This window comes from Psychrobacter sp. CX90, from assembly GCF_057396305.2.
Genome location: NZ_CM182008.1, coordinates 2,152,899 through 2,172,829 on the forward strand (window position 1 = coordinate 2,152,899; position 19,931 = coordinate 2,172,829).

Annotated in this window: 16 protein-coding genes; 6 read left to right on the plus strand and 10 right to left on the minus strand. The window is 40.2% G+C overall.

Going from position 1 to position 19,931, the window contains the following annotated elements; translation table 11 throughout:
• Nucleotides 1-6 precede the first annotated feature (6 nt).
• Nucleotides 7-849, minus strand: a complete 843-nt coding sequence (locus tag AC2SLN_RS08490; RefSeq protein WP_486548250.1) for an SDR family oxidoreductase — start codon at nucleotides 847-849, stop codon at nucleotides 7-9.
• A gap of 473 nt (nucleotides 850-1,322) precedes the next feature.
• Here AC2SLN_RS08490 and AC2SLN_RS08495 point away from each other — a divergent pair, with 473 nt between their 5' ends.
• Nucleotides 1,323-2,801: a DASS family sodium-coupled anion symporter gene (locus tag AC2SLN_RS08495; RefSeq protein WP_486531311.1), complete on the plus strand. Its 1,479-nt coding sequence runs from the start codon at nucleotides 1,323-1,325 to the stop codon at nucleotides 2,799-2,801.
• A gap of 186 nt (nucleotides 2,802-2,987) precedes the next feature.
• Nucleotides 2,988-3,305 carry a hypothetical protein gene (locus tag AC2SLN_RS08500; protein WP_486531310.1) on the plus strand — a complete coding sequence of 106 codons (318 nt, stop codon included), beginning with the start codon at nucleotides 2,988-2,990 and terminating at the stop codon, nucleotides 3,303-3,305.
• Nucleotides 3,306-3,930: 625 nt separating this feature from the next.
• On the opposite strand, the gene AC2SLN_RS08505 is transcribed toward AC2SLN_RS08500, so the two are convergent.
• Both AC2SLN_RS08505 and AC2SLN_RS08510 read right to left on the minus strand, forming a co-directional pair.
• Nucleotides 3,931-4,218, minus strand: coding sequence for a hypothetical protein (locus AC2SLN_RS08505; RefSeq protein WP_486548249.1), 288 nt, complete (start codon nucleotides 4,216-4,218; stop codon nucleotides 3,931-3,933).
• A gap of 383 nt (nucleotides 4,219-4,601) precedes the next feature.
• Entirely contained in the window at nucleotides 4,602-6,752 is a 2,151-nt protein-coding gene (locus tag AC2SLN_RS08510; protein WP_486548248.1) for an Lnb N-terminal periplasmic domain-containing protein, read from the minus strand.
• Between the two features lie 255 nt (nucleotides 6,753-7,007).
• On the opposite strand from AC2SLN_RS08510, the gene ampD reads away from it, so the two are divergent.
• The gene (gene ampD / locus AC2SLN_RS08515) at nucleotides 7,008-7,610 is read left to right on the plus strand and encodes a 1,6-anhydro-N-acetylmuramyl-L-alanine amidase AmpD (protein WP_486548247.1); all 603 of its coding nucleotides are present in this window, start codon (nucleotides 7,008-7,010) and stop codon (nucleotides 7,608-7,610) included.
• Nucleotides 7,611-7,632: 22 nt separating this feature from the next.
• Here ampD and AC2SLN_RS08520 read toward each other — a convergent pair whose 3' ends face one another.
• A complete protein-coding gene (locus AC2SLN_RS08520; RefSeq protein ID WP_486548246.1) occupies nucleotides 7,633-8,565 on the minus strand; it encodes an HpcH/HpaI aldolase/citrate lyase family protein in 933 nt (310 codons plus the stop codon).
• 313 nt (nucleotides 8,566-8,878) lie between these two features.
• On the opposite strand from AC2SLN_RS08520, the gene murJ reads away from it, so the two are divergent.
• Nucleotides 8,879-10,429 carry a murein biosynthesis integral membrane protein MurJ gene (gene murJ, locus AC2SLN_RS08525; RefSeq protein ID WP_486548245.1) on the plus strand — a complete coding sequence of 517 codons (1,551 nt, stop codon included), beginning with the start codon at nucleotides 8,879-8,881 and terminating at the stop codon, nucleotides 10,427-10,429.
• A gap of 236 nt (nucleotides 10,430-10,665) precedes the next feature.
• Here the strand turns inward: murJ and AC2SLN_RS08530 are convergent, their stop codons facing one another.
• Entirely contained in the window at nucleotides 10,666-10,944 is a 279-nt protein-coding gene (locus AC2SLN_RS08530) for a type B 50S ribosomal protein L31 (protein ID WP_486548244.1), read from the minus strand.
• Nucleotides 10,945-11,236: 292 nt separating this feature from the next.
• Entirely contained in the window at nucleotides 11,237-12,445 is a 1,209-nt protein-coding gene (locus AC2SLN_RS08535; RefSeq protein WP_486548243.1) for an EcsC family protein, read from the minus strand.
• 334 nt (nucleotides 12,446-12,779) lie between these two features.
• Between AC2SLN_RS08535 and AC2SLN_RS08540 the strand changes: the two genes are divergently transcribed.
• A complete protein-coding gene (locus AC2SLN_RS08540) occupies nucleotides 12,780-14,510 on the plus strand; it encodes an anthranilate synthase component I family protein (RefSeq protein WP_486548242.1) in 1,731 nt (576 codons plus the stop codon).
• A 242-nt stretch (nucleotides 14,511-14,752) separates the two neighbouring features.
• Here AC2SLN_RS08540 and hisC read toward each other — a convergent pair whose 3' ends face one another.
• From hisC to AC2SLN_RS08555, 3 genes are all read right to left on the minus strand, one after another.
• Nucleotides 14,753-15,874 carry a histidinol-phosphate transaminase gene (gene hisC, locus AC2SLN_RS08545; protein WP_486548328.1) on the minus strand — a complete coding sequence of 374 codons (1,122 nt, stop codon included), beginning with the start codon at nucleotides 15,872-15,874 and terminating at the stop codon, nucleotides 14,753-14,755.
• 519 nt (nucleotides 15,875-16,393) lie between these two features.
• On the minus strand, nucleotides 16,394-17,692 hold the full coding sequence (gene hisD, locus AC2SLN_RS08550; RefSeq protein WP_486548241.1) for a histidinol dehydrogenase: 1,299 nt from the start codon (nucleotides 17,690-17,692) through the stop codon (nucleotides 16,394-16,396).
• Between the two features lie 464 nt (nucleotides 17,693-18,156).
• A complete protein-coding gene (locus tag AC2SLN_RS08555) occupies nucleotides 18,157-18,318 on the minus strand; it encodes a helix-turn-helix domain-containing protein (protein WP_486548240.1) in 162 nt (53 codons plus the stop codon).
• Between the two features lie 289 nt (nucleotides 18,319-18,607).
• Between AC2SLN_RS08555 and AC2SLN_RS08560 the strand changes: the two genes are divergently transcribed.
• Nucleotides 18,608-19,090 (plus strand): esterase-like activity of phytase family protein, encoded by a 483-nt coding sequence (locus tag AC2SLN_RS08560; protein WP_486548239.1) that lies wholly within the window; start codon nucleotides 18,608-18,610, stop codon nucleotides 19,088-19,090.
• A gap of 130 nt (nucleotides 19,091-19,220) precedes the next feature.
• On the opposite strand, the gene hisG is transcribed toward AC2SLN_RS08560, so the two are convergent.
• The gene (gene hisG, locus AC2SLN_RS08565; RefSeq protein ID WP_486548238.1) at nucleotides 19,221-19,892 is read right to left on the minus strand and encodes an ATP phosphoribosyltransferase; all 672 of its coding nucleotides are present in this window, start codon (nucleotides 19,890-19,892) and stop codon (nucleotides 19,221-19,223) included.
• Nucleotides 19,893-19,931 lie beyond the last annotated feature (39 nt).

The window sequence follows — 19,931 nt, forward strand, 5'->3', positions numbered from 1 at the left end:
AGGTCATCAAAGATACTTTAAAATCTCTGAATACCCTGACTGCCAATCGGGGTAAGCCAACCAGTTTCTTGGAATATTACTATGTAAGCGCTTACCCGTTATTTGAGAGGTCTCACTCATTTCTGGCAACTCCGAGTTTAGCTGCTCAGACAGCCAATACGTCAGCTCATAAGAAGTCACTGGCGCATAATCAGTAGCCAAATAAACCGGTTTTAGAAGTGCCTCATCTTTGAGGGTTAAAACTTGAACTATGATATTTATTAAATCACTATCCATAATTCGGTTTGTCCAAGCATACCGAGGTAATGGCTTTTTACCCGTCTCTCTCGCTTTGCGAATGCGCATCAAGCGCTCTTTTCCATAAATACCACTAGGACGGATAACCACCGTTTTTTTGCCAAAAGCCTGTTGTAATACCTGCTCTGCTTTTAAAATAAAAGTTGATGCTTCTCGACTGGGGTCATGAGGCTGTACAGTCTCATCAATCCACTCACCACTATCTTGACCATAAACCCCGGTTGAAGATATAAAGACCACACGCTCTAAGACAGGGAGCGTATCTGCAAACTCAGCGATGTGCTGTGCAATACCATAATAAACGTTCTTATAATCCTGCATATTATAGGTATCAGGTGTCACTATAATAGCAATATGGGTAAAGTGTTTTATTTGCTCTACAGATAAGCTAAGGGCATCGGCTTGTAAAAAGCTTGCGCACTCCTCTAAGTTATATGCTGCGCGTTCCTTTCGGGCTAAACCTGTTACCTTAAAGCCCAATTTAGCCAATTGATTGGTAACCGGCAACCCTATATCCCCTTGCCCAATAATGAGGTAGTGTGGTTTAGTCATATTCAGCCTTAATGCTCAGTGTATCGGTTATTGTCGTATCTGTTATCAGTGTAGCAGTTATCTGCATTTCATGTGAACTGCGCCGCATGATTAGAGGACATCATGTGGATAAATTACTTATAGATTTTGAAGCTGCACTGTGATTATTACCGACTTATTTTAAAGGAAACTTTAACCTACGTGCATATTTAGAGTGTCAATTTGTTAACTATAAACCCCTATGAAATAAATGAGCGATATAATGTCTTTAAAAATAAATACCTACTATAAGTATGGATTTTATTTGCATGTAACTAATGCTCAAAGTTACTGATACTCAAAGTTACTGATGCTCAAAGTTACTAATATTTAAAGTTACTAATGTTTAAATTCATCTTATAGCACTGTAGTTCATTTTATAAGTAACATTGGAATTTATAGTTTTCTAACAATAAAACCGTGAAATAACCATACTTTCAAAAGGTTGAAATAATATGACCGACTCATCAGAAAAACTACCATTCAAACCAATACCCGCAGCGCTTTCTATCGCTATCGGTCTCCTTATCTGGTTTGTCATTCCTACTCCCGAAGGGGTAAGTCCTAGCGCATGGCATTTATTAGCGCTCTTTGTCGCAACCATTGTTGCCATTATCGGCAAGGTACTGCCTATTGGGGCAATTGCTATTATCGCTATCTCACTAGTTGCCTTAACCGGTGTTACTGCTGAAACACCAAAAGATGCCATAAAAGATGCCTTATCCAGTTTCTCAAGCCCGCTTATCTGGTTAATTGGTATAGCGGTAATGATATCGCGCGGTTTAATTAAAACGGGCTTGGGCTCCCGTATTGCCTATTACTTTATTTCGCTTTTTGGTAAGAAAACCATAGGTATTGCTTACTCTTTAGCTGCAGCAGAATTAATGATAGCACCAATAACGCCCTCAAATACCGCACGTGGCGGCGGTATTATCCATCCAATTATGCGCTCCATTGCTAAAAGCTTCCACTCTACACCCGAAGAAGGAACGCAAAATAAAATTGGCCGATATCTAGCAATGGTAAACTTCCATGCCAACCCCATTACCTCTGGTATGTTTATCACTGCCACAGCGCCGAATCCTTTAGTGGTAGATTTAGTTAACAAAGCTACAGGAAGCGACATACAGTTATCTTGGACGACTTGGGCACTGGCGATGTTTGTGCCTGGCATGATATGTATATTAATCATGCCTATAGTGATTTATCTCGTCTATCCACCAGAGGTTAAAGAGACACCTAACGCTAAGCAATATGCAAATGAAAACTTAGCTAAACTAGGTCACGTTACTTTTCATGAAAAAATCATGCTTGGCGTATTTGCCCTGATGTTACTTTTGTGGGCAAATATTCCCGCTATGCTGTTTGGTTCACAGTTTAGCTTAGATGCCACCACTACTGCCTTTATAGGGCTATCACTATTAATTGTGACGGGTGTACTTAGTTGGGAGGATATTTTAAAAGAGAAATCTGCTTGGGATACTATCATTTGGTTTGGTGCCCTAGTCATGATGGCAAACTATCTGAACAAAATGGGGTTAATCACTTGGTTTTCATCGCAAATAGAAACAGCAATAGGTATGACAGGTGTTGGCTGGATAGGTGCCGTGGTCATATTGACGTTAGTTTACTTATACATGCATTATATGTTTGCCAGTACTACAGCGCACATTACTGCCATGTTTGCCGCATTCTATGCTGTTGGTCTAGCGCTAGGCGCTCCGCCAATGCTATATGCATTAATATTGGCCGCTACGGGTAATATCATGATGGGCCTTACCCATTACGCCACAGGTACTGCACCAGTTATTTTTAACTCAGGGTACACCACACTTGGAGAGTGGTGGATCATTGGTGCTATTATGAGTGGGGTAAACCTAGTCATTTGGATTGGTGCTGGCCTTATTTGGTGGAAATTATTAGGATTTTATTAATACCTCTTACCGTCTTATTAATATCCAGGGTTAATGGACGATGAAAGCTACCAACTCAAATTTTATTTAGTTCACAAATAAAGCCAATTGACAAAAGTTTTTATTGACAATTTGTAAATAAAAACTTATAAATGAAACCGTATCATTTCTGTTTGTAACTGTATCTAAACAATAAAAGAGGAATTTATGAAAAAGAGTCTATTGGCTATTGGTTTGTTCGCATTATTGGCACAAGGTTGTGCAACACCACATGTTGTTCAAACTAACAAAGTGAGTGATGCAAACTTAACTTGCCCGCAAATTCTTAATGAGATTGAAGAAGCTGAAAGATTTGAGAAAGAAGCGCGTGCTGAGCGTAAGGTAACTGGTAAGAACGTTGCTGCTGCAGTCCTGTTCTGGCCTGCATTAATTGGCACTTACTCAAATACTGAAGAAGCCATTGATGCGGCTAAAGAACGTCGTGAAAATATGTCTAAGCTTTATAATCAAAAGAACTGTAAATAGTTTTAGTCCAAAATTAGATCTAAAACATTACTCACAAACGTTACTTACTAAAAAGATGACAAGACTTCTTGTCATCTTTTTTTATGGAGCTGTTTGCTAAATGCTAAGTTTAAGTTTTAAAGTGCCTAGATAAAGTACCTCTCGATACAGCCTATTAATTTAAGTCATTAACCATAAAAGGTTCAATACGTGTCATTTACTATAAGACACTTAGAACCTGTATTCATAAGCTAAAGTTAGGATATTTTACAAAAAATGAGTCAATACAAGGCACTATTAAGTTAAAAAATCAGGTTGAATAGTCATTCTATTTAATCCTAATGTTAACGAAGTAGTAGCTTGTTTTAGGCAAAAATAGCCAATTATAGGTTGTAAATATAGGTTCTTAATATAACACTTCATAGAATGAATTAACTAACTGTACTTGATTGATTTTAGTGGTTTTACTAAGATTGCTCAGGGCTTGTGCTCATTTAATTACGAGGGTAAAAGTGAAGTAAATTATCGTAAAAAACGACTGATTTTGAAGAATGATGGCATATTAGCTAGGAATCAGACACCGTTTGGCGGAAATTTAGCCGTTTTTGACACATAAAATATAAGTTACTGCAAATAAGGACACACGCTAGAGATTGGTTAACGCCTTTCTACGATGATATAAAATAGAACCCCAACAAATGATACCGCCAAAAAATAGAGACATAGCAGAGGTTATCACTATATTCTGAGCCACAAGATTATCGGCGATATTCATATAGCTTGCCATATATTTAATAGTGGCATAGTTTATTATGCCAATAATAACCGTCGATAATAGTATTGCACCAATGAATGCGCTACTCTTCGAAGAATGTTTAACAAGCAATCTTCCAAACCACCAGTTTATAACAATTATCAACATCCAAATTAACATACTTCTCCTTATATCTATTTTTTCTCATACTTTTTATAAATAATTTAGCTGGGCTAAACTGCTAAAACCAGCTAGATGTCTGCTTTACATTCGCCTTTTCTGCTACTTTCCCTGCTGCCTTAATGTTGAACAGAGGGCAGGTAGTTATTTAAGGGTAAAACAGGATATATTATCGTTAAACACGACTGACTTAGAAGAGAATATTGGAATATTAACTAAAAAACAGACGGTGGTTGGTGTAAATCAAACCATTTTTAACCATAAAATGTAAATCCAACCATTTTTAACTGTAAAAGACGACATGCCCTAAAATTTGATTGGATAAATCAGCAAAATAAACATTCATAGCCCCAAATTTAAAGACACCTAAAACCCTTTGCTCTCTAAAAATACTTCACATAAGAAATCTGCACACTGTTTTTATCTTCAACTCTCTCTTGAAACTGGTAGCGGCCTTGCACTCTGACCGCCTGATTCTTATCAATATCGTACTGCGCACCTAAACTAAATATGGGCTGCCAATAATGACCTACTGAACCACCTGACTCAGTATTATGGATATCACCATGATACCAATAAGGCAGCTGCATCTCTCCAACAAGACGAGATTTGCTACCGAACTGATAACGACATCCAAGGTTTGCACCAGCCCCTACCCGATAACCATTATTGAGGCCTTTACCGACTTGGGCAATGCCTGTTGCAAGTGCATAACATAGCTGAGGAGGTAACTGACCCGAGCCAGATTTTGGCACACCAAATGCGAACGACACGCCTTTTTCATAAGCAGCACTGGCCACTAAATGACTGCCGCTGTGCATCTCTGATCCATCTTTTACTTGGGTTACCTCAAGATTCAACCCCCAAGTCGCTAATGCAGAGTCGCCGCTTTGAGCAGTATTAATAGGGTTGAAGGAGCGACCACGTATTAAGGTAACGTTTTCAAGCTCTACTTGGTCATGTTTTGCATGGTATTGAGAGGTGTTTTTATCAGCATTTTCATATACTCTTAGCTCAAGTGACACCCCTTCAAGATCAAAGTTTTGGGGATAACCACTAGGACGATCAAGTAAGTCATTAAACCCACCACGGTATGCTAGGCTAACATACCCTACGTCATCCTGTTGCCCAGCACCAATCATGGCCCTTTGAATGGAATGGGCATTGAGTGGGTTGTTATCAACTGGTGTTAGCTCAGTAGATATCAGTTTGCCATTCTTTCCGATTGAGCTTTCTGGTAAATCAGATAAATTTTGATTATTACGTTTGGCTTGCGCTAAGGTATCGTCAGCTGGTGTATATGTTGGATCAACAATCAAACCCTCATTCTTGAGCAGACGAATAATATCAGAGGGCACCACCGCAAGCGACAACTGATTTACCAGATTGCTATTAGGGCGAACAATGTCTATATAACGTAGTATTTCTGACGCACAATTATCTTTGGTAAAGTAATAGGGAATCTCAATATCTTTTGTTTCCCATACATGGCGCATGATTTGTTGTACTTCACTATCAGTTAGCGCCAGTGGGTATGTCCATACATCTCGGTTGTCACCTTGCAAATAATAAGCCAGCTTTTCAGGAAAAGGCTCAATCGTAATATCATTAGGATAGCTCCCTACCATAGACTTAGCTGCATATTTAACAAAGCTATCATTGGGGTCGCCTCCAACAGTCGCATTCAGCGCGTGCGCTTTGTCAATATCAGCAGGATTGGCAAGGCTAGCGCTAGAATCAATGAGCAAGAGCGTGTGACCGAAAGCCGATAAAGGATTGTCGAGATACTCTTCAGCAAAAATGACAGATAAACGTTTGGGGTCTAATTGTTGTTGCCACGCCTCAAGTTCAGGGCAGTATGATGGCTCTATATTTAAGCCAAGTTGCGTTTTTAGCCAATGCGTTCGGGCAGGAAATTGACACGCTATATTGCGACTTTCCTGATTAGGGTTTTGTTGACTGTCAGTATTTTGATTAACAGTGGTTTGATTAACAGTGGTTTGATTAAGTGTGTTATTAACTTGAACACCTGAGGTATTAGATAGCATAGCCTCAAGCGTTGCAATCAGCTCCGCTTGGGGGTCTGTTCTGCCCTTATCGCTAATAAAGAAATCACGATTCTTGACCTTACTATCGTATGCAGCTTCACTGGCTCGACCCTTGCGCTGATAATCCTTACGCTGATAATAATGCAGACGTAGCCAAGAGGGATGATTAGCCAGATCTTTTTCAATCGCTGTTGCAATCGTTTTTTTGATCTCTTGCTGATTTTCTTGCTGATTTTCTTGCTGATCTTCTTGCTGATCTTCTTGGTAGGCCTCTTGTGAAATATGGCGGTGTTCCAAGTTATTAGTTTGACCTGATTTAACGACTACCTGATCAGCTTGTAAGCTGGTTACAACAGGGTCTAAGGCATTAGCATAACCTGTACTCAAACTAACGCCTATTGTGAGCACAACCAGTTGGCTTATTGTTTTTATGCGATTAAAAGTCATGGCATGGTCTGATTTAGTTAAAACGACAAAGTAAGACATTCTCAACCTTATTTATTAGCTGTGTCAACGTATTCTAGAAAGCTCAAATTAAAAGACATACGAGGTTAATGCAGTAACCTTTTCAATTACTTTGATTATGATCTAGTTTATCTACTCATTATCTCTAGTTTGCTATGCTTAGATGATGATAACATGACAATGAACTGGCTTGGTTTTTATAAGCATGAATAATCAATAGGCATTTATAATTAGTAGGCAGTTATAATCAATTCGTGATACTAATATGAAGGTAATATGAAAAATAAAAAACCTATTTATAACTTAATGACAGTATTAGAGGGGCAGCTTGAACAAGCCGATTGGCTACCTTCTCCCAACTTTAATAAGCGACCTGAAAATACTGATATCAGCGCTATTGTGATTCATAATATCAGTTTACCTCCTAATGAGTTTGAGCAAACTGACGCAAGCGGTACTCACTATGTTAAAGCCTTATTTACCAATGAGCTAGATTGGGAGGCACATCCCTATTTTAAAACCATAGAAGGCATGCAAGTGTCGGCACATCTTTTTATAGAGCGGAATGGCAACATTACTCAATTTGTCAAATTTGACGATAGAGCGTGGCATGCTGGACGATCTAGCTATTTAGCCAAGCCTGAGTGCAACGATTATAGTATTGGCATTGAACTTGAAGGATCTGACTTCAAACCATTTACTGACGCCCAATACGAGACGCTAGCTAAGGTGGTGGTGGCAATACATCACGCCTATCCTAAAACTCGACGGCATATTACTGGGCACAGCGATATTGCCCCAGGTCGTAAAACCGATCCTGGAGCATTTTTTGCTTGGGCAAGATTTCGTAAAATGGTCAGTGCGTTAATGGCTGTATAGTATGCAGACCTAATGAACCATTTTAGTGGCTAAGAATTCTCCTACATTGCAAGATACCAGGTAGATCCACCATTACACTATTAATGGCGAAAACACTCTCTCCCGTTTTTTGATAATGTGCAACCACTTGCTCAGCAAATCTTAGCTGTTCATCATTGATGCTAAATGATTGATTAACCGTACTCACTTGGCTAGGATGAATACATAACATGCCAGCAAAGCCTAAATCACTAGCGTATTGGGCTAAAGCGCTTAATCCCGCTGTGTCATTAAAATCTGCATAGATACTTTCTATCGGAGCTAGTAAGCCGTTTGCCTTACTTAATACGACTACTTGCACTCTTAATTGCTTAAAAAAGTCTTGCTCTGCAGCAGATCCCGCTCTCAAATTCAAATCATTACAAATATCTAGGCGCCCAAAACTAATTGCACGTAAGCCTTCAGCTTTAGCAATATCTACTAAGTTACTCACACCAAGAGCAGTTTCTATTTGTATCACAACAGGGGCTTCTACAATGCCATAGACTTGAGTAATAACATCAGCAGTAGCCACTTTTGGTAACAGCACGCCAGCTAATTTATCAATGTTTGGCAACTGACCACACATGACTAAATCATCTTCTAAATACTCATCATTATTAAGACGAATCCAGATTTGCGGTAACATAGAAGATGTGGTTTGATTTTTAGCAATCTGCTGGGTTAACTCAATACCATCTAGCTCATTAGCAAAAAACTCTACAATATTTGCACGGGCCTCTTCTTTTTCTGTAGGGTCTACGGCATCTTCAAGGTCAATAATAACCGCATCTGCCTCTGTTGCTAAGGCTTTGCCAAAGCGATCTGGGCGACTGGCTGGCACAAACAACCAACTGCGTGGTGCCATTGCCGAAACCCTGCTTAGACCCTGATGTTGTTTTTGATTCTGCTGGTTTGGTTTTTTTAAAACTGTCATAGCGCTACCTTATAAGAGTTATCTAATAAACTATGCTCTTATTATATTAGAGCACTTTACCCTTTATTGTATATTTTGTAGGTTTTGTGGGCGATACGTAACTACAGTTCCTATTATAGACGCATTTATTTTTTAGCAGCTAACTCATCCCCTTTTATCGTCAGACTTTTATCGTCAGACTTTTATCAGTCGCCTTTCTATCATTTACATGTACATCCCATCTACTTCCTATCAATCATTCATATAGATAGTGTTATAATTTACGACTTCAAAACCCATAATAAATAATGATAACTGATGGCTACTCACTAACATGGCAAAAAGTAAACTGTTTCGTTCGACAATGATAGTCAGTTCAATGACCATGGTCTCACGTATATTAGGGCTTGTACGAGATATGGTTCTCATGGGGGTATTTGGCGCTGGTGGGTTAATGGATGCCTTTTTAGTGGCATTCAAAATACCTAACTTTTTGCGCCGTCTTTTTGCTGAAGGTGCCTTTAGTCAAGCCTTTGTTCCTGTATTATCTGAATACAAAGAACGCTTTACTCTACAAGAAGTGCAGATTCTCATTAGCCGCACCTCGGGTGCGTTATTGATGATTTTATCCCTATTGACTGTAGTAGTTATCCTCGCTGCGCCTTGGGTCATAGCGCTATTTGCCCCAGGCTTTGCCGATGAACCTGAAAAATTTGCCACGGCAAGTGAATTATTACGCTTAACCTTCCCCTATTTGCTATTTATTTCGATGACTGCCTTTGCTGGTAGCATCTTGCAAAGTTATGGACGTTTTGCCGCCCCTGCCATTGCGCCTGTCCTACTCAACCTATGTATGATTAGTGGCGCGCTCTTTTTTGCGCCTATGTTTGATAAACCCATTATGGCGCTTGGTTATGCCGTTGCCATCGCAGGTCTGCTGCAATTTTTTATACAATTGCCGCAGCTCTATCAGCAAAAGCTTCTTGTTGCCCCTAAAATCAACTTCCAACACGAAGGGGTGCGCCGAATCTTAAAGTTGATGCTACCCGCAATTTTTGGCGTGTCAGTAACCCAAATTAATTTACTGCTCAATACCATATTGGCCTCTTTAATGATAAGCGGCTCCGTATCTTGGTTGTATGCCGCAGAACGTTTGAGCGAACTGCCCCTTGGATTGATTGGCGTTGCCATTGGTACCGTTATACTACCTAGCTTATCTGCCTCAGAAGCCAAAAAAGATGACATTACCTTCCGTAAAACGTTAGATTGGGCAGCCAGACTCATTATAGTCGTTGGCTTGCCAGCAGCATGCGCCCTGTTTGTACTGTCTGACGTGCTGATGCAGTCGCTATTTATGCGAGGCGAATTTGTGCTGCGCGATGCCAACATGAGCGGCTTAGCACTACGCAGTATGTCTGGCGGAATTCTGGGCTTTATGTTAATCAAAATATTTGCCCCCGCATTTTTTGCCCGTCAAGACACAAAAACACCCGTTAAAATTGGTATCATTGCCGTTATTGCCAACATGGTTTTCAGTGTTATATTTGTTGGCATTTTCTACTATTTTGAATTGCCCCTGCATGGGGGATTAGCATTAGCCACAACCGCAGCCTCATTTGTCAACGCAGGCCTGCTGTACTATTTACTGCATAAACGCGACTTATACCGCTTTGGTAGCCATTGGAAAAAACTGTCGATTCAATTTGCTCTCTCTAGCGTGGCGATGGTCGGTACATTGTATGCTGTTCTCCCATATTTCCCCACAAATGGAGCACAGTGGGAACGCATTGTGGGGCTGCTGATTATCTGTGCCATCGGTGCCGCCGTCTATGCCGTTGTTTTATTAGCCACAGGCTTCCGCCCCAATCAGTTAAAACATGGATAATACTTTGAAGCAGGTACAATAGGCTAAGCCCATTTTAGGCAGCCAATCATGTTATTGATTTACTACAGGTTATGCTCATACATAAGCACATAACCTGTAAGCTAGCAGGTCGCTTATCTCATTCAGTACCAAATTTTAGCCAAAAAGAACCACCGCTATAAGCAGTGGTTTTTTTAAAAAACTAGGTGTTAAAAATAGGGTGTTAAGAATAGATAGTGAAAATAGAGACTGAAGAACTATTCAGCGTCAGCACTCTTCGTCTTACTACGGCCACCAAACGCACCAAAACGTTTGTTGAAGCTCGCAACACGACCTTCGTTAGAAGTTTTACGCTGCTCACCTGTGTAGAAAGGATGAGAGGCACTAGAAATATCTAGTGGATAATATGGGTATTCTTTACCTTCATATTCACGAGTCGCTTTGGTTTTAGCCGTTGAACGGATTAAAAAATAAACGTCAGCATTTGTGTCGTGAAATAATACTTGTTGATACTCAGGGTGGATATCTTTACGCATGATAAAATCTCTCTATGTCCGGTATACAGTCTGGCTGTACGTAACTGAGGCACTAAGTGTATTAGGCAGTTAGCCATCCTGTCACTGGATTATTCCAGCACAAAATACCAACAGTTTACATTCTTAGCCTTCCTCAGCGGGAAGTTTAAGGCGGTAATTTTACAGACTTATGCCATTATGTGCAAGCCATTTGCATAAATATGTATTTAAATATCAGGTCGGTATCGGCTTAGGCCTTTAAGCCATCGACTATTTATTCATCCCATAATCGGTTTAAGTTTATCTGTGAGGATCATTCATGAGTATCTTTGCTAGACGCTTTGTCATCTTGACTTTGTTCAGGACTGTTTTTCTCTCCTGACTCATCTACGTTTTGCTTATCATTGTTGCTGTCGCTATTTTTAACCTCAGCACTTCGAGCATCTTTGGCGTCTTTCGAGTCAAAATCAGACGCATCCGATTCTTCCTTGCCCTTCTGATCTCCAGCCAAATCTTCGTCTTTAGCGTTTAACGCAGAAGTTTTATTGCTCTCATCAGTCAGCGCCTGTTTTGCAGTTATGGGCTCAGGTCCAAAGGTCGCATTAGCCACGCCAATAACTTCATCAATAAGATGGTTATTGTAATAAGTACCAACAGCAACCGCTGCCACAGGCATTATTTTGAGCAACCAGCTTAAGTCCATCCCGTCAATATCAATATTAAACTGTTCAGCAATTTTTTCGACTTGCTCTGCATAATAATTGACGTTGCTATTTTGTACGCCTATATTTTTAAGTTCACTACGCAAACCTTGATTATCCGCATTATCTAACAGCCCTTTTGCAACGCCTAGCCCTGCTAAAATTGCTTGTTTTTCTTGCATTTTACTAAGGTCGGCATGCGACAACACTGCATAGGCCATTTTCACACCCTGCTTACCCGTTAACGGCTTATCATAAACGGTGGCCAACTGATATACCGTGCGTAGTGAAACCAACAATAACCATAAGGTATCGGCAAGCATACCGGGTAAGCCAGCCAATCCAGTGACCCCACCCATAGTGGCTAAGGCACGGTTTTGATTGGCAATATCTTTTGCTAGTGCATTGCGCTCTTGATCATCAAGCCCTTGGATGCCATCAAAACGGTGCTCATTAGGCAAGTCAATTTCGCTCCAAGTAGCTGCCAATTTGGCTAATTGAGCAAAAGCACCGTCAGTGATTTTTTGAAAGACGCTGTCAGGCACAACTTTTTTGGCATATTTGCCGTAAGTTGCAAAACGATTGCCTAGCAATTGCTGTGACGCTCTTAAGGTTTGCTGGCTAAAGATGTTGTCAGCACCTCCTTTTTTATAACCTGATAAATCAACCGCTGTAAATTTACTGGCTTTATTAGATTTTGCATTGATGCCATCCAACACTGAGCCAATACGCTCTAGGTTGTTACGTGCCATGTGACCCACTGTACCGATGCCATTGATAAGGCGCTTATTAGGTTTGGCATTATCTGATTCATTACTCATAAGCTATTGTTCCTAAGTTTAAATGAACGACTGTTTCGATCTTTATAAATTCTACTCGTATAAAATTAATAAGCTATTTATAGTTAGTCTTAGCATATGTTATCAGGTTGCTAAATTCAGTTTAAACAGTGTTATCACTATTTTAATGTAGATTAATTTTAGTGTTAATTACTTAGCGTAAGGCTATAATAGCGCTCAATGGAGATTCATAAATTAAATGCTTATTAAATTAAGAGCCTATCAAATAATAGCTAATGAATAACAACTAATAAAATAACAACTAATAAATAATGCCACACATCAACCTAATTGTAATGCTAAAGCGATTTCTAAAGTGACTTCTAACACGCATGGTAAAACATACTTTTTTAACCACCTGCCAGCACATAAGCTGGTGCCAATGCTGGTTAATACATCACAACAGCTCAAGTCAGATCTTTTTTGGCACATATGCTGGCTAAACAATAATGGCAAACCTGTTATTGGGTTATTACCCAAAACGGCATGGACAGCACTACCTATCACTACCAATGATAGGCATAATAACAATAATAAACACACTAATAACCAAGCTATAGACAGTAGCAGACAACCAAAGCGAGTGCAAAATTGGCGTGGTCAAAATTATGTGCGTATTATAAAGTCAACTCGCGACTTTACCCAACAAACGCCAACCTGCCATACAAACACTGTCATTTTTGATGACTGGATAAACGCACTCATTGCTTATTCTACTCAGCATAATGACAGCCAAAAATCTATAGTAAATCCTGATAACACCTATAGAAACGGGCTAATGGGATTCATTGGTTATGACATCACTGCGAAAAACCTAAGCCCAGACTCTAATATTAGCATAGCAGAACAACCTTGTGCTTTTATGGCACATTACGATATTTACTTGATGCCTAATGCAAAAGGCAGCTGGCAACTTTTCATTGATGAAAACACTGAACAAGACGCTATTGATACCGTACTAAGTTTATTAGACATCATCGACAGTCAGACTAGAAAAGGCAGCCACTTAGATACCGCTCATGATGCCTTAGCCAGTGACCTGCAAGCCTCGTTAATATCTGCTCCAGCATTAACTTTAACGAACCTTTGGCATTACCAACAATACAAGTCAGCTTTTGAGCAAACTCAAAAATATCTGTATCAAGGCGACAGTTATCAGATTAATCTAACCCAAAAATGGCAAGGACGGCTTGGACAGGTCAAAACTGAGCAGCACACATCAGTATCTGCACGCTTAGTTAACTATCTACCCCGTTTATATACAAACACCCAAGCCCCCTATGCAGGATACTTAAGCGTCGATCGCTTATACCAACGGATAAACAGCACTAACCAACATGTGGATAGCCACTCAAACTTGAGAAACTTTGAATTATTAAGCTGTTCACCTGAGTTGTTTGTGCAGTTTAATAAAGGGCCAGAAGGTCAACAATTCATATTAACCAAACCTATTAAAGGAACCGTACCTCGAGGATACACTGCTGAACAAGATGAGCAACTGAAACGGCAACTGGCGAATAGTGAAAAAGATAAAGCTGAAAACGTTATGATTGTCGACTTATTAAGAAATGACTTAGGCAAATATGCTAAGACGGGTAGCGTAAAAGTGCCTAAACTATTTGCTATTGAAACTTTTAGTAATGTACACCATATGGTCAGCTCCATCACGGCTACGATCAAACAAGAGTACCATCCTCTAACCGTCCTATTTGACAGTTTACCAGCCGGCTCTATTACCGGCACGCCTAAAAAGCGAGCCGTCGAAATTATAAATGAATTAGAGTCAGACCCTCGCGGTGCCTACTGCGGTACCATGGGATATCTTAACTTTGATGGCACTGGACAGTGGAATGTGCTGATTCGAACGTTACAGGCTGATGAGGTAGGCCAAGTTGCACTCTGGGCAGGAGGCGGTATTACTGTCGGCTCTGAGTGCGCTGGTGAGTATCAAGAATCTCATGACAAAGTCAGCAACTTAATCCGTATTTTAAATCCTGAAACGGGAAACTCTAATACGTTAAACCCTAAAACAGATCCTAACAATTAATGCTATTGGCAGAATGCATAACCATGTCAACAGTGTCGTTAGAAATGAATAAAAAATCGGCAAACTAAAGACAAGGTTATTAAATCCGTCTTTTGTATTTAGTGCTTAACATAGAATACATTTAGTGCTTAACCAAGAGCCACACTTTTCAACTGAAAACTGACCCATCTCAATGTTGTCAATATCACTATTTAGCCGCCCTAAGTTAGCTTTAGCTCTCAAAAGGCAATATAACAAAAAATCTATTCGCTTGTCGTCTCAACTATCTGTTTTAAAGCATCAATCAAGCGTTTATTTTGCTCAGCAGTACCTACGGTTATGCGCAAATACTCATTGATTCTGGGCTGGTTAAAATAGCGAACAATAACCCCTTGTTCGCGGAGTTTCTGTGCCACTTCCGCTGCCGCACCTTCTTTTGGCCTTGCAAACACAAAGTTAGCTTGTGAGGGCAATACATCGAATTCGAGAGCAGCTAAATCAGCATTCAATTGTTCTCGCAGGGCAATCACTTTACGACACGTGTTATTAAAATAGTCGGTATCAAGAACACTTGCTAATGCTCCTGCCTGCGCTAGACGATCTAGCGGATAGCTATTAAAGCTATTTTTCATACGGGTTAATGCTGCAATTAATGAGGGGTTAGCAAAGGCCATACCCACACGTAGTCCAGCTAATGAACGTGACTTTGAAAAAGTCTGTGTGACCACAATGTTGTCATACTCATTGATCAGACTGATCGCCGATACCGTCTCCTCATCGCTATTGGCAAAGTCAATATAGGCCTCATCAATGACGATGACCGCATTAGGATGTTCATCTGCCAGCTTGCTTATAGAGTCTAATGGCGAAAGTAGGCCGGTTGGTGCATTCGGATTAGCAATAATAATACCGGCGCAAGGCTGACGGTAATCATTAGGCTCAATAGAGAAGTCAGCACGCAGCGGAATTTTGATCAAATTTACCCCAAACGTTTCTGCATACACAGGGTAGAAGCTATAGCTAATATCAGGTGCCAGTAAAGGGCGCTCTTTTAAGAAAAAGCAGGCAAATACCAAAGCCAATACTTCATCCGAACCATTGCCCACAAATACTTGATCTATATTCAAATCATAGGTTGTCGCTAAAGCCTGCCTCAATTTATTTGACTCTGGTTCTGGATATAAACGTAGCTGTTCTGCTTGATTGGTTAACACGTCAGCAATCGCTTCCGCTACTTTTGGTGAGGGCGGAAATGGATTTTCATTGGTGTTTAGCTTGCACAAATTATCATGTACAGGCTGCTCTCCTGGCACATAAGGCGTTAAGTTCCGCGCTTTATTTGACCATAATCGAGTATCAGGTTTTTGTTCCATAGTATTTATCATCTTTTTTATTAAAATCATCATACAGCGACATCTAAGACTCATGCTATATCATGATTACAAATATGCATTGGCTTCCGTACGGTCTGTCTTTTTATTTTCTTGCTATTAACTGCCAAGGCCTAAGTCTACTACTTGAATATTTTAACATGCTGACAAAGACCGAATAGCGCTATTAAGTTAAATAACAACTAAAATATACTCAAAACGACAGTGAGTGTCGTGAATTTTTTGCTTGTTATTCAAATACCTACTTATACTCATACCATTCCTATTTTAACCACTCTTGATTCCAGTGCTCTTTTCTGAGTTAATAAACTCAAAGCGTTGAAAATAAGAGGTAGGAGCATTAACGCTTGTCCTAACTTAACTATATGCGTTGCGTTAGTTGTGTATGACTTACCCTATCACTTTTATAAGACTAACTTATTAATGACAATGCTAAAATGAGTAAAATATGATTGATAAGCCTAATTTCGATCGACACTATTTCCAACCTATACGCTTTCAACCCATACGCTTTCAATCTATGCTGCGATAACGTGCCGATCGCGCATGAGCCTCTAGATTTTCTTGCATCGCTAACGTATCCGCTACTTTCGCTAGGGTTTTTGCACCCTCTGGCGAGCAATAGATTAGCGATGATTTCTTCTGGAAGTCATAAACGCCCAATGGAGATGAGAAACGTGCTGTTCCCGATGTCGGCAATACATGGTTAGGCCCAGCACAATAGTCACCAATAGCCTCGGGCGTATGGCGTCCCATAAAAATAGCACCGGCATGGCGAATATCTTTAATCAGTGCATCTGGATTATCAAGCGATAATTCTAAATGCTCAGGCGCAATGCGATTAATAACCTCAAGACCTTCAGCGCGATCTTTGACTAAAATCAGTGCCCCACGGTTTTCGAGAGCTGCACGTGCAATATCTGCTTTTGGGAGTTTAGCAAGAGCAAGCTCGATAGCTCTAGCGACATCCTGCAACTGCTCGCCACTTGTGGTTACAAAAATAGCTTGAGCTACCGTGTCATGCTCGGCTTGCGACAATAAATCCATCGCTAACCAATCGGCATTGTCCCCCGTTTCGCCTTCTGCGTACACCAACACTTCTGACGGCCCAGCGATCATATCGATACCGACTTGCCCGAATACAGCACGTTTGGCAGCGGCAACATATTTATTACCAGGGCCAGTCACTTTGTCGACTTTTGGGATACTCTGGGTACCATAAGCCAATGCGGCAACGGCTTGAGCACCGCCAATCGTAAATACTTTATCAACCCCAGACAGATAAGCCGCTGCCAACACTAAGGGATTCAGCTCACCTTTGGGTGCAGGTACGACCATAATGACCTCTCTAACACCAGCGACTTTTGCGGGAATAGCATTCATCAATACCGATGACGGGTAGGACGCCAAACCACCTGGTACATAGATACCTACTCTATCAAGAGCCGTTACCTTCTGTCCCAAGCGATTGCCAAGCGTATCAGTGTATTCCCACGTCTCTTGAACTTGACGTTGGTGGAAGTCTTTAATACGCTCGGCAGCCGTTTTCAGCGCAGACTTTACCGTAATATCGAGACCATTATAAGCCTGATTTAATTCATCAGCGGTTAACACCAGCTCGTCCATACTGGTGGCTGGATGCGCATCAAACTTTTGGGTAAGTGCCAATACGGCGTCATCCCCCGTGCTACGAACTTGACTGATAATGTCATCAACCGTGCTTAGCAGCTGTCTGTCATTCACAGTTTCAAACGCTAATAGGTCTTCTAGTTGTTCATTAAAACTGTCATCGGTGCTGTTTAGGGTACGCATGAAAATTCCTTGAAGCTTGTCTGGGTAAGCAAAATCTTGTTATGCAAAGTCTTGATGGACTTAATAGCTTGATAGATAAAATATCTCAAAACATAAAACAAAAATATAGATCAGATGGTAAATAGATTACTTGATTTTTATAAGGGCAATCTTAAAAAAAACCAGTGTAGCATGCACCACTTTGAATATTTTTGACGCACGAGTTTTAAACTTTCTTTAGTTCACTTCTTTTTTAGAGCACGCCTACCCCACTATAGTGGGTTCAATTTAATTCTGCTACGGAGCAATCGAGCGATAGTGTATAAATGATACTTCGAGCAAGACTAACAATAGTAAAATCAATAATGTAATAGGTCTAAGTTTAATGAGATATATAGCCTTGACGCATAGGCGTATAGTAGCTATGTTAATGACAAAGCCTCTATAAACTCAGCCGTACCCTAAGTTCCAAAAGTGCGTGGGATTTAGCTTGGATTACAGCAGATATAATTTAATTGACTAAGTGAGCGGCTGACGGCTGGTTGGTTAATATTCAAAGCTTCGGAGGCTCGTGTCAGGCTCCTAAACATATAAATATAGGCAAAGACAGGCAAAATATTTAAGTCGAAAGACTGAGTTGCAATCATAGGGATTCTACTTTTATAAACACTTTATAGATAGTAAAATTAATTTACTTTAAAGCGTTGCTTACTTTAAGTCATGTCATTATTTTACTGTACAGACATACTACCACGGTATGGTAAGAGATTAGGTCACACTGAACAGTATTTGGCACCTTAACCTTATTGTCCTAAACTCTATGCCACTTTAGACTCATTAAAGTGTAGGTTTAGAATTTAAGAACAGACCCTTCTTATAAAATAAGAAACTGGATAATAAAAAGGGCAACATTCTAATTCTCCTAACTTTGACATTGTGGCTTTAGACAACAGCTACTGCTTAGTGATTGAACGTGATGGCGGCTTTGAATTGAAAGATGCTGGGACACAGAAGCATATTTCTAAAATATCCATAGATGGGGCGACTAATATAGAAGCCATTACTGAGACGGCCACGGTTAAGCAAGATGTGGCGCTTGGGTTAACCATTGATGGTAAAACGTTAGAACAAGTCATTAATGATGCTGCCGATAGTAATGCAAGCTGGCAAGCGCTAGCTGGTAAAGGCGTTCAGCCCGTTAGCAAAACTCTGGAATTAGACACTGTTCAAAAATTCAACTACCCTCATGGCAAACTAGAGGGTATGTGGTTGATGGGTAACGGTCGTCTTGGTTTACTTAACGATGATAACTTTGCCATCTGGTCAACAATGGGTAACCTTGAGCAGAAGTATATAGATAGCGTGATGACTGATGTGGACAGCAACCGTTTGTATATAGCGACCTGTTTTAATTATTAAGTGATTGCCCTTTAATTCATTGATCTTTAAAGCAAAAAAACACCACGATTAAGCGGTGTTTTTTACTTATGACTTAGAGTGCAACTTAAGACAAGTCAGCATTACTAGTACCCTACTTTTATATAGCGATCTAGTCGCCAACGCTGTGTTTAAAGCTTTCTAATATAGGCTCAAGCATATCAAACTTACGTTTATAACTGACTTGGTTGACAATTAAACGTGAAGAGATATCCGCAATATGCTCGAGTGGCTCAAGTCCATTAGCGCGTAGAGTATTCCCTGTATCAACCACATCCACGATCAAATCCCCTAAGCCAACTAGTGGTGCAAGCTCCATCGAGCCATACAACTTGATTAAATCAACTTGTTGACCCTGACTGGCAAAATAGGCTCGTGCGACATTGACGTATTTTGTGGCAATACGCAAACGGCGATTGGGCAGCTCTACGCCTTTGATACCTGCTGTCATTAGCTTACACTGTGCAATTTTCAAATCAAGTAATTCATATACGTACTTAGCACCATACTCTAATAGAACGTCTTTACCGGCCACACCAAAGTCCGCAGCACCATGCTCTACATAAGTTGGTACATCACTGGCTCGCAGAATAAGCACACGTACATGCTTATGTGAGGTTGGAAAAATGAGTTTACGCGACTTATTAGGATCTTCAAGTAGCTCAATACCTGCCGCTTTTAGTAGCGGTATGGTTTCTTTTAAAATACGACCTTTAGATAACGCAAGGGTTAAACCATTATAGTCGTTATCGGCTTGATTGAGCAGTTCAGTTTGATCAGTCATAGGTAAGTTCGTCTTAGTTTTATGAGGCTTTTTTAAAAT